Genomic DNA, 8,461 nt, shown 5'->3' with positions numbered 1-8,461 from the left:
AGATGTGCCTGAAGTCATGCAAATCGAAGCCGTAAACATAGGCAATCCTCGTGCCGGAATGCGCGTCGCATGTGCAGCCGTCGGATTGCTGACCTTGGTGACGCTCTGGAACGGCAGGGCAACGGCCGAAGATTTGAAGAAGTTGTCGGGCGCACAGATCCGCGCGCGATTTTCTGACAGGCAGCTCACCGATGAGGTGCACTGGCGCGAAGTATACCAACGTGACGGGACGTTCAGAAGTTATTCGATGAGCAAGGTGCTAACAGGAAAATGGTTCGTCCGTTCAGACGATCTCTGCCTCGACCTTCCGGAGCCGGATGGTGGGTGCTTCGAGGTGACGTCGTCGGGTTCATGGATTGTCATGACCCCGAGGGGACTTGGCCTACCGTCTGTCGGCGTTCTCGAGCCCATTTCGGATCGCGAATAGCCGGTCTGAGCGGTCGAACTTGCAAGGAATGGAGCGATAAGGAGCCAGCGATGATCAAGAGAAAAGAGCGGGCGTCCAAGCAGACTCCTGTCGACAACGAATCAGCGCGAGCGTCCGACTCGTCTACCCTCGTGTTCTATGGTGATCCTCAGCTCGTCGGTGATGCGTTCGCCCTCGCGCTCAACGCCATGGAGCGCGCGAGTCAGTTTGGAGTTTCCGGCGGACCGCGCCGATCACGAGAGGGGCACAGGTGACGACGACAATGCAGACAGAACACAATAGCAAGGGTGAACTGGCACGGTATTTCCTCCGCCTTGGCTGTCTCGGCTTCGGCGGCCCGGTTGCGCTCGTCGGTCAAATGGAACGGGAGCTGGTCAACGACAAGAAGTGGCTGACCAAGGAGCAGATGCGGGAGTCGATTGCCATCTGCCAGTCGCTTCCCGGTCCGCTCGCGATCCAAGTCGGCATCTATGTCGCCTGGCTCCGCTGCGGCTTCTGGGGTGCCTGGATCGGCGGCTGGTGCTTCATCCTGCCAAACTTCATCATCGTGGCGGCGCTCGGCGCGCTCTATGTGTACCTCGGCGACTTGCAGCCGGTGACAGCCATCTTCTATGGCGTCAGCCCTGCGGTGATCGCGCTCATCCTGCACTCCTGCTATCGGCTCGCGAAGCTCGGCATGGAGGACTGGCTGCAATGGGCCATCGCCGGGGTTTGCCTTGTCGTTACCGTCGTCCTGCAGGCCGAAGTGGCACTGCTGTTCATCGGCGCCGGCATTGTCGGGATCCTCTACTACGGAAAGATCTTCAAGCGTTCCTCGACTGCGATGCAAATCGCCTTCATCCCTGCCGCCGCGCCGGCCGTGGCCCCGGTCGCGGGTGGCTCCACGCTCGGCAAGCTCTTGCTCTTCTTCCTTAAGGCTGGGTCGTTGACCTTCGGCAGCGGGCTTGTCATCGTGCCGTTCCTCGAGCAGGGGCTCGTTCAGCAATATGGCTGGCTCAACGAGAGGGAGTTCCTGGTAGCCGTGGCGATCGGCATGATCAGCCCGGGACCGGTCGTCATCACGGCGACCTTTGTCGGCTATCTGGTCGCTGGTTTCTGGGGGTCGCTTGTCTCGACTGTCGGCATTTTCCTGCCGTCATTCTTGCTGGTGCTGATCGCAGCACCGCTGTTGGCGCGGCACCGCGGAAACCCGAACGTTCAGGGGTTCGTCAAGGGTGCCTACGCGGCGGCGATCGGCACGATTTTGGGCGCATGCATTCTGCTTGGAAAGATCGCCATCGGTGATTGGCTGACGATTGCGATCGCGCTCGTCTCGCTCGCGGTTCTGTTCCGCTGGAAGGTCAGCAATCCCATGCTCATTGCGGCAACGGCGATCGTCGGCCTCGTTGCCTATCCGTGGCTGCAGCCGGCGTGGGTGATGATCAAGTGACGGGTTTCGGTACGGGGCTAGGGGCATTGAGGTCAGTGAATGGAGGAACCCATGACTCGCAGGAAATTGCTACTCACTTCTGCTGCCGGACTCGTGATCATTGGTCTGACGACATTGTCTGTTGGACCAGGGCACGCGGCCGGTGATGATGAAGACGAAGGCGTTCTGATCAGATTGTTAGGTACTGCCAAGGTTAGCTTGCAACAGGCCTTGGTGACCAGTGAACGGGAAGGCCAACCAATCTCCGGAAAATTCGAGGCTGAAGATGGCAAACTTCAGCTTTCGATCTACACCGCAAAAGACGGAAAGTTCTTCGAAGTCATCGTCGATCACATGACCGGAGAGATAGGCAAGGTCGAGCCCATCACCGAAGGGGAGGACCTCGAGCACGCCGAGGCACAAAAGGCCGCGCTGGACCGGGCAAAGGTAACGCTGGCCGCTGCCGTGGCCAAGGCAAAAGGATACGGCGCGCGGATCATTGTGGTGAGCGCTGTGCCTGAATTGAAAAACGGGCAGCCCATAGCGTCGCTTGGTTTCTTGAACGAAGAGAAGCTGGCGACCGTGACAGAACCGCTGGATTAGCCGACCCGCGGGGCGAGGACATAACTCTTGGCAGTCCAATTCGACGAGGGCGTGCGATGACGTTCCTTCGAGGGTTCTTCACTGCGTGGTTGGCGATCACCGCATGGAGTTTTGTCGCCGATGTTTCTGCCTGCCAGGCAACCGAAGCCGAGCCGCTCCAACTGGAAGGTAAGATTCCGCTCGCCGATGTTCAGGGCCGGATCGACCACATGGCGATCGATCTGGCCCGGCATCACCTGTTTGTGGCGGCGCTGGCCAGCAATGGTCTCGCGGTAGTTGATCTCGAAAGTGAGCGTCTCGACCGCATCGTCCGCGACCTTAGCGAGCCGCAGGGCGTCGGGTACGACCCGGCGACCGACACAGTCTATGTGGCAAATGCCGGCGATGGCTCGGTCAGGCTTTTCAACGGAGCCGATCTTTCGCCGCGGGGGCAGATCGAGCTGGGCACCGATGCCGACAATGTCCGCATCGACGCAAAGGCGGGACATATCTTTGTCGGCCATGGCGATGGGTTTGTGACTGCGCTCGACACCACCACCCACGCCAAGGTCGCAAGCGCGGCCTTGGGCGCGCACCCCGAAAGCTTCCAACTCGACCGGAATTCGGACCGGATCTTCGTCAATGTTCCGAACAAGAACGAGATCGACGTCATCGATCGCGGGTCTGGAAAGCAGCTTGCTTCCTGGCCGACGTCAGGCCGCAGCGCCAACTTCGCCATGGCGCTGGATCACGGCCGCCAGCAGGTTCTGGTGGCATTTCGCCGCCCGGCCGAGATCGGTGTGTTCGGAATGGTCGATGGGCAACTGAAAGCGGCCATCCCAACCTGCGGCGACATTGACGATCTGTTCGTCGACGAGAAACGGGAACGTATCTACGTCAGTTGCGGCGAAGGATATCTGGACGTGCTCGCGGCGGAGGGCGCGTCGTATCGCTCGATTGCGCGCCTCGCCACCGCGCCAGGCGCGCGGACCTCGCTGTTTGTGCCTGAACTCGATCGCCTCCTGCTTGCGGTTCCGGCAAGGGGCGGTGACGGCGCTGCGATCTGGGTCTATCGCCCGATACCTTAAGCCAAGCCGATGGAGGTGCAGCCATGCTTCCACGTGCCCCGCTGGTCCGATCTATCGTATCGTTGCTGATCCTGAGTGTCGCTTGGCCGGAGATGGCCTTCGCCTACCGGCCGTTCGACGGCACCGATGCCGCCGTGGCCGCCCCTGGAGAACTCGAAGTCGAGTTGCAGCCGGCCGGCGTCCGACGCGACGGGGCCATCCCGACGCTGGTCGCGCCATGGACGGTCCTGAATTTCGGATTGAGCGAGGGATGGGAGGCGGTGTTCGAGGGACAGGGCGAGACGCCGCTGTCGCCCTCGGGGCCGACGAACCTGATCGCAGCAGGTGCGTTCCTCAAGCATGTCGTGGTACCGGGCAGCCTGCAGGATAAGAGCGGACCGAGCATCGCGACCGAATTTGGTGTGCTGTTGCCGGACAGCACGGGGGGCAGCGGCGTTGGCGCAAGCTGGGCAACCATCGTCTCGCAGCGCTGGGACTGGGGAACGATCCACCTCAACGCGGAAACGCTGCTGACGCGGGACCATCATGCCGATGTCTTCCTCGGCACGATCATCGAGGGGCCGTCGAAATGGACGGTGCGGCCGGTCTCGGAATTTTTCTACGAAAAGGAATTCGGCCAGGAGGAAACCTTTTCCGGGCTCCTAGGCTTGATCTGGCAGGTGAGCGACAAGCTCTCTTTCGACGTCGCCTATCGCCACGCGCTGACCAATCACCATCCGGTCAACGAAGTACGCGCCGGACTGACGTTCGGCGTTCCACTGCGGTTCTTCGAGAGCGCCCACGTCAGATAACAGGAGGAGTGCAGATGATGTCAGTACGTACAATCTCCCAAGCGATCCTCTGCTGCCTAATGGTCAGCCTGGTCGCGCCGGCTCATGCCCTGACCCAGCAGGAACTCTTGGCTAAGCTTCAATCGGACGGCTACACCCAAGTCCGTGACATCAAATCCACGGCTGAAGGCATTTCGGTCAAGGCGGTGAAGGACGGCAAGGACGTATCGCTCGTTGTCGACAGCAGCGGTCAGGTCAAAGAGCGGCGCTAAGCGGGCCGACTGCTGGAGACTAGGTCAACATCGCGTCCTTAACCGTGCGACCGTCACCCTCCGGGCTGGCCGCCTACTTTTCCGATGAACCCTGCGGCCACCGTGAGCGAGTCGTCAGCGATTGCGAGTGGAAGTGCCGCAAGACGGCGGGGCGCCGGTCCGAATACGACCTGCGCACTTTCTCGGGGATTAAATTCGGAGTTGTGACAGGGACATTTTAGAACGTTTTTGTCGCTTTCCGATGCCTTTACCCACTCGGAGACGGGGCATCCGGCGTGAGTGCAAATCAGCGAATAAGCGACGACGCCATTGGCCGATCGCGATCGGGACTCTTCGTCGAGTTCGCCCGGATCAAGTCTTAGGACGACAATCTCATTGAGCCGCGATCCCTTGCGGATCACCGAGGATTTCGGGTCCTTCGGCCAAGCGTGCACGGGCGGCCCACCAAGCTCCAGATCACCCAGTTTGATGATTTCGCCGGCATGTTCCCCTTCGGAGTGAACGAGAAAGTCGCCTTTTTGCGGTCGCTCATCGCTGCCTGGCTGATCCTCCTCCTCCGCCACGGCTGGCTTGGCAGCCAGATATGCCCCTGCGGCCAGAGCCGTCAGCAGCAGCGAGCGTCGTACCGGGTCCTGACACGCCATCGCCGCCTCCGTTGGGTTCAAAAAAGATTACCGATGAACTGCAGGATACTCACATGAATCTTGGCTACGGGCATCTCAAAAACCTCCTTCGGTTGGCAGCGGCTCCACGTACCGATAGTGGACCGCAGTCTCGATATCGGCAGTCACGTCGCTTCCTCTCACGCCGCGGCCGCCGCCGGGGAAGCCTTGATCGCCGCGATCAGTTCGGCGGTCGTCACGATCTCATGGGCATAGGTCGGCGCGTCGATGTTGACCGCCGCATGCATCGCCTCGGGCGAGCGGGCAGCGGTGGCATCGCGCACGTAGGTGACGTGATAACCAAGCTCCATGCCGATGCGGGCGGTGGCCTCCAGGCAGGTATTGGCGAGCAGACCCACGCAGATGATCTTTTCCTTGCCGTGCCGCTTCAGCAGTTGATCGAGGTCGGTATTGGGGAAGCCGCTCGAAGCCCAATGCTCCGTGCAGCAGAGATCGCCCGGCCGGAGCTTGAAATCATCGTGGAATTCGCCGCCCCACTGACCGCGGGCGAAGATCATGTTCTTCGCCGCCTGCAACTGATAGGGCGACGGATACTTCCAGTCCTTGTAGGTGTCGGGCTCCATGCGGTGATGCGGTACATGGATGATCTTGATCCCGGCCTCCCGCGCGGCGACGACGATCGCACGGAGATTGTCGAGCAGGTTCACCTGCTCGGCGACGTCCTTGACCGAAGGCCAAAGCTTGCCGTCTGGATGGAGGAAATCGTTGTAGAAATCGATGCAGAGAAGCGCCGTGATCTTGGGGTCGTAGGTGGTCGCCATGTCGAGTTCCTTCGCGAAAACGTGGCTTTGGAGACTTTCAAAAAAATAGATAATATATATAATCTATTCTAGCCAGTCACGATTGCTTGCGGGACGGCGGTTTCTTACGACCGAGGCCGGCGTAAAGTCGCGGATCTCGATCGAGTTCGGAAAGGAACAACGGACATGGGTCGCTCATCGCAGGAGCAGGCGCAGAAGAATCGGCAGAAGATCCTGAAGTGCGCGTCCCGCCTCTTCCGCGAGTTCGGTGTGGACAGCGTTTCGGTGGCCGAGGTCATGAACGCCGCTGACATGACGGTTGGCGGCTTCTACAAGCACTTCAAGTCCAAGGACGCCCTCGTCGAGCAAGTCTTCTCCCTGACCTTCGAGCAGTCATCCGCCGCCTGGCGGCAGGTCTGCGAACGCAAGTACGACGATCCGGGCGTCCGGTCGGCCGCCATCGTCGACTACTATCTGACGAAGAAAGGGGCCGATCAGGCTTGTCCGATGATCGCCTTCGCTCCTCACGTGACGGCCGAGGCCGCCGACGAGTCCTCGCGCGAGTCCTACAGGGACGGGACGGAGGCTCTGTACGCACAGTTTCTCGATCACTTGGCGAAGTCGCGCGGTACGAACGGCGCGTCGTCCGATCAGGAAGCCAAGGTTCTGTTCGCGGCCATGATCGGAGCGCGGCTTCTCTCTCAATCGGTGGGCGACACGGAATGGATCCGTTCGCTGAAGAGCGCCGTGAAGGCAGAGGCCGCCCAAGACGCAGCCTCGCTGGACTGATGGAACAAGCAGAACCTTCCTGATCCTGCAGGCGATACCGATGCGAAAATGCTATCCTCTACATCGAGGTACTCCGGACATCTATGATTTCGCCTGATTGCAGTGGCAACTTGCCACGTCGCCTTTGGGTCATTTTCGACGGTTTCATCGGGGATTGTCGGCAGGTTGATGTCCGCTTCTGCCCGTAAGCGCCGAACCGGGGCCGAGCCAGAAGCGTTGCGATTGGCCAGACCTCTGTGATTCAAACTCCCAAACTGGGGGCTCGAATCATGCGCTACGAACTCGCTGATTATGAATGGGTTGCCATCAAGCCCATGCTGCCGAACAAGCCGCGTGGTGTTCCTCGGGTAAACGACCCACGTGTCCTCAACGGCATTTTCTGGGGTCTGCGATCTGGGGCACCTTGGCGCGATTTGCCGGATCATTTTGGCCCTTACACGACCTGCTATAACCGTCTCGTCCGCTGGCGGCGGGCTGGTGTCTGGGGCCGCATCATAGACGCGCTTGCCGCTGCCCATGATGCCGCCAGATGATCGACACCTCCATTGTGCGCGTGCATCAGCATGGAGCCTGTATCGCACGAAACCGGCGCCAATCGATGGGAAGGTCCCGCGGCGGCTTGACGAGCAAAATTCATGCGGTGGTCGATAGCAATGGTCTGCCGGTCCGGCTGGCGCTGAGCCCCGGTGAGGCCCATGACGTTCGACTTGCCGGAAAACTGCTGTCTCGTCCGAAATCCGGGTCAATGCTGCTTGCCGACCGCGGCTATGACGCCGACTGGATCAGGGAGCTTGCCATGAAGAAGGGTGCGTGGGCCAACATCCCGCCGAAAAGCAACCGCAACGATCCAATCTGCTTCAGCCCTTATCTCTACTGCGCTCGCAGCCGGGTCGAACGGTTCTTCAACAGGATCAAACAATTTCGTCGCGTGGCGACGCGCTACGACAGGCTTGCCGCCAACTACCTTGCCTTCGTTCAACTCGCGTCAATCAGGCTATGGCTGCGTCTTAATGAGCCCACGTCCTAATGTCGGTTCACGCCGGCGGGCTTTTCTTGCTTTCAGAACCATATCCGCGCTCATCAAGGTAGGCGCGCAGGATCTTGCGGATCGCTTCCGTCCGCGTCAGGCTTAAACCTTGGCTGCGCTGATCGGATATGAAGGCGTCGAGACCAACGTCTCGAACATCGAACAGCATCCCCTCCAGATGATGCACGCCGGCCTGGAGCCGTTTTGATATTTGGACCAAGCCCTCCTCACTGAGCGTTAAATCTTCGTCCTTGGTCGTCGCAAATCGAATGTATCTGGCTAGTGCGTCCACAACCTCCGCATTCATGGAGCGACCGTGCTCTCCGGCAAGCTCGGAGAGTGTATCGCGCATGCCAGGGGGCAGCCTGACGATAAATTGATCGGCCCCCCTGCCGGGCCGCGTCTTGCTGGACGGTCTTTTTCTTGGCCATTCGCAACCTCTCAATCGCACCGTGCGATATTGCACTTGCGAATCTGCTGCGCTGATCGGGTGGGAATGGCTGCAGCGAGAGACCGACATATTCGCAACCTTCGACGTCTCGCACTACCGTAACCGGCATGAGGCCCCCACCTAGCCATCCTTCGGCTTGCGCGCGATACAGCCTGGCATGAGCGGATCGGTGGAGGTGTAACGATGGCAAATGCCATGCTTGATGCCAGGCAGGAAGGTGACTC

At 60.2% G+C, this 8,461-nt stretch carries 10 protein-coding genes and 1 pseudogene; 8 read left to right on the top strand and 3 right to left on the bottom strand.

The window, feature by feature from the left end; translation table 11 throughout:
* From ACZYOF_RS40360 to ACZYOF_RS40335, 6 genes are all read left to right on the top strand, one after another.
* On the top strand, nucleotides 1–427 hold a 427-nt coding region (locus tag ACZYOF_RS40360; protein ID WP_463719230.1), incomplete at its 5' end, for a hypothetical protein.
* Between the two features lie 262 nt (nucleotides 428–689).
* Nucleotides 690–1,856, top strand: coding sequence for a chromate efflux transporter (chrA, locus tag ACZYOF_RS40355; protein ID WP_463719229.1), 1,167 nt, complete (start codon nucleotides 690–692; stop codon nucleotides 1,854–1,856).
* A 51-nt stretch (nucleotides 1,857–1,907) separates the two neighbouring features.
* Nucleotides 1,908–2,438, top strand: a complete 531-nt coding sequence (locus tag ACZYOF_RS40350) for a PepSY domain-containing protein (protein ID WP_130576932.1) — start codon at nucleotides 1,908–1,910, stop codon at nucleotides 2,436–2,438.
* 56 nt (nucleotides 2,439–2,494) lie between these two features.
* Complete coding sequence (locus ACZYOF_RS40345; protein ID WP_463719228.1) at nucleotides 2,495–3,505, top strand: YncE family protein; 1,011 nt, start codon at nucleotides 2,495–2,497, stop codon at nucleotides 3,503–3,505.
* 23 nt (nucleotides 3,506–3,528) lie between these two features.
* Nucleotides 3,529–4,296: a hypothetical protein gene (locus ACZYOF_RS40340; RefSeq protein WP_463719227.1), complete on the top strand. Its 768-nt coding sequence runs from the start codon at nucleotides 3,529–3,531 to the stop codon at nucleotides 4,294–4,296.
* A gap of 17 nt (nucleotides 4,297–4,313) precedes the next feature.
* Nucleotides 4,314–4,547, top strand: a complete 234-nt coding sequence (locus tag ACZYOF_RS40335) for a PepSY domain-containing protein (protein ID WP_130576935.1) — start codon at nucleotides 4,314–4,316, stop codon at nucleotides 4,545–4,547.
* A gap of 53 nt (nucleotides 4,548–4,600) precedes the next feature.
* Here ACZYOF_RS40335 and ACZYOF_RS40330 read toward each other — a convergent pair whose 3' ends face one another.
* Complete coding sequence (locus ACZYOF_RS40330) at nucleotides 4,601–5,191, bottom strand: QcrA and Rieske domain-containing protein (RefSeq protein ID WP_463719226.1); 591 nt, start codon at nucleotides 5,189–5,191, stop codon at nucleotides 4,601–4,603.
* Between the two features lie 158 nt (nucleotides 5,192–5,349).
* Nucleotides 5,350–5,991 (bottom strand): cysteine hydrolase family protein, encoded by a 642-nt coding sequence (locus ACZYOF_RS40325; RefSeq protein WP_028167737.1) that lies wholly within the window; start codon nucleotides 5,989–5,991, stop codon nucleotides 5,350–5,352.
* 165 nt (nucleotides 5,992–6,156) lie between these two features.
* On the opposite strand from ACZYOF_RS40325, the gene ACZYOF_RS40320 reads away from it, so the two are divergent.
* Together ACZYOF_RS40320 and ACZYOF_RS40315 are read left to right on the top strand one after the other, a co-directional pair.
* Nucleotides 6,157–6,759: a TetR/AcrR family transcriptional regulator gene (locus tag ACZYOF_RS40320; RefSeq protein ID WP_028167736.1), complete on the top strand. Its 603-nt coding sequence runs from the start codon at nucleotides 6,157–6,159 to the stop codon at nucleotides 6,757–6,759.
* Nucleotides 6,760–7,028: 269 nt separating this feature from the next.
* A pseudogene (locus ACZYOF_RS40315) lies at nucleotides 7,029–7,786 on the top strand (IS5 family transposase).
* A gap of 7 nt (nucleotides 7,787–7,793) precedes the next feature.
* Here the strand turns inward: ACZYOF_RS40315 and ACZYOF_RS40310 are convergent.
* On the bottom strand, nucleotides 7,794–8,306 hold the full coding sequence (locus tag ACZYOF_RS40310; RefSeq protein ID WP_463719225.1) for an Arc family DNA-binding protein: 513 nt from the start codon (nucleotides 8,304–8,306) through the stop codon (nucleotides 7,794–7,796).
* Nucleotides 8,307–8,461: the final 155 nt, after the last annotated feature.

The sequence above is a fragment of the Bradyrhizobium sp. LeoA1Lang genome (genome assembly GCF_055413685.1).
Note: the sequence above shows the minus strand (reverse complement) of the source record. Positions and strands in the feature narration are given on the sequence as shown.

What these genes read in the sequence shown, in the direction of transcription:
- chrA (WP_463719229.1), top strand. Translation starts at nt 690, where the DNA reads ATGCAGACAGAACACAATAGCAAGGGTGAACTGGCACGGTATTTCCTC.
- ACZYOF_RS40335 (WP_130576935.1), top strand. Translation starts at nt 4,314, where the DNA reads ATGTCAGTACGTACAATCTCCCAAGCGATCCTCTGCTGCCTAATGGTC.
- ACZYOF_RS40345 (WP_463719228.1), top strand. Translation starts at nt 2,495, where the DNA reads ATGACGTTCCTTCGAGGGTTCTTCACTGCGTGGTTGGCGATCACCGCA.
- ACZYOF_RS40320 (WP_028167736.1), top strand. Translation starts at nt 6,157, where the DNA reads ATGGGTCGCTCATCGCAGGAGCAGGCGCAGAAGAATCGGCAGAAGATC.
- ACZYOF_RS40325 (WP_028167737.1), bottom strand. Translation starts at nt 5,991, where the DNA reads ATGGCGACCACCTACGACCCCAAGATCACGGCGCTTCTCTGCATCGAT.
- ACZYOF_RS40330 (WP_463719226.1), bottom strand. Translation starts at nt 5,191, where the DNA reads ATGGCGTGTCAGGACCCGGTACGACGCTCGCTGCTGCTGACGGCTCTG.
- ACZYOF_RS40350 (WP_130576932.1), top strand. Translation starts at nt 1,908, where the DNA reads ATGACTCGCAGGAAATTGCTACTCACTTCTGCTGCCGGACTCGTGATC.
- ACZYOF_RS40310 (WP_463719225.1), bottom strand. Translation starts at nt 8,306, where the DNA reads ATGTCGGTCTCTCGCTGCAGCCATTCCCACCCGATCAGCGCAGCAGAT.
- ACZYOF_RS40340 (WP_463719227.1), top strand. Translation starts at nt 3,529, where the DNA reads ATGCTTCCACGTGCCCCGCTGGTCCGATCTATCGTATCGTTGCTGATC.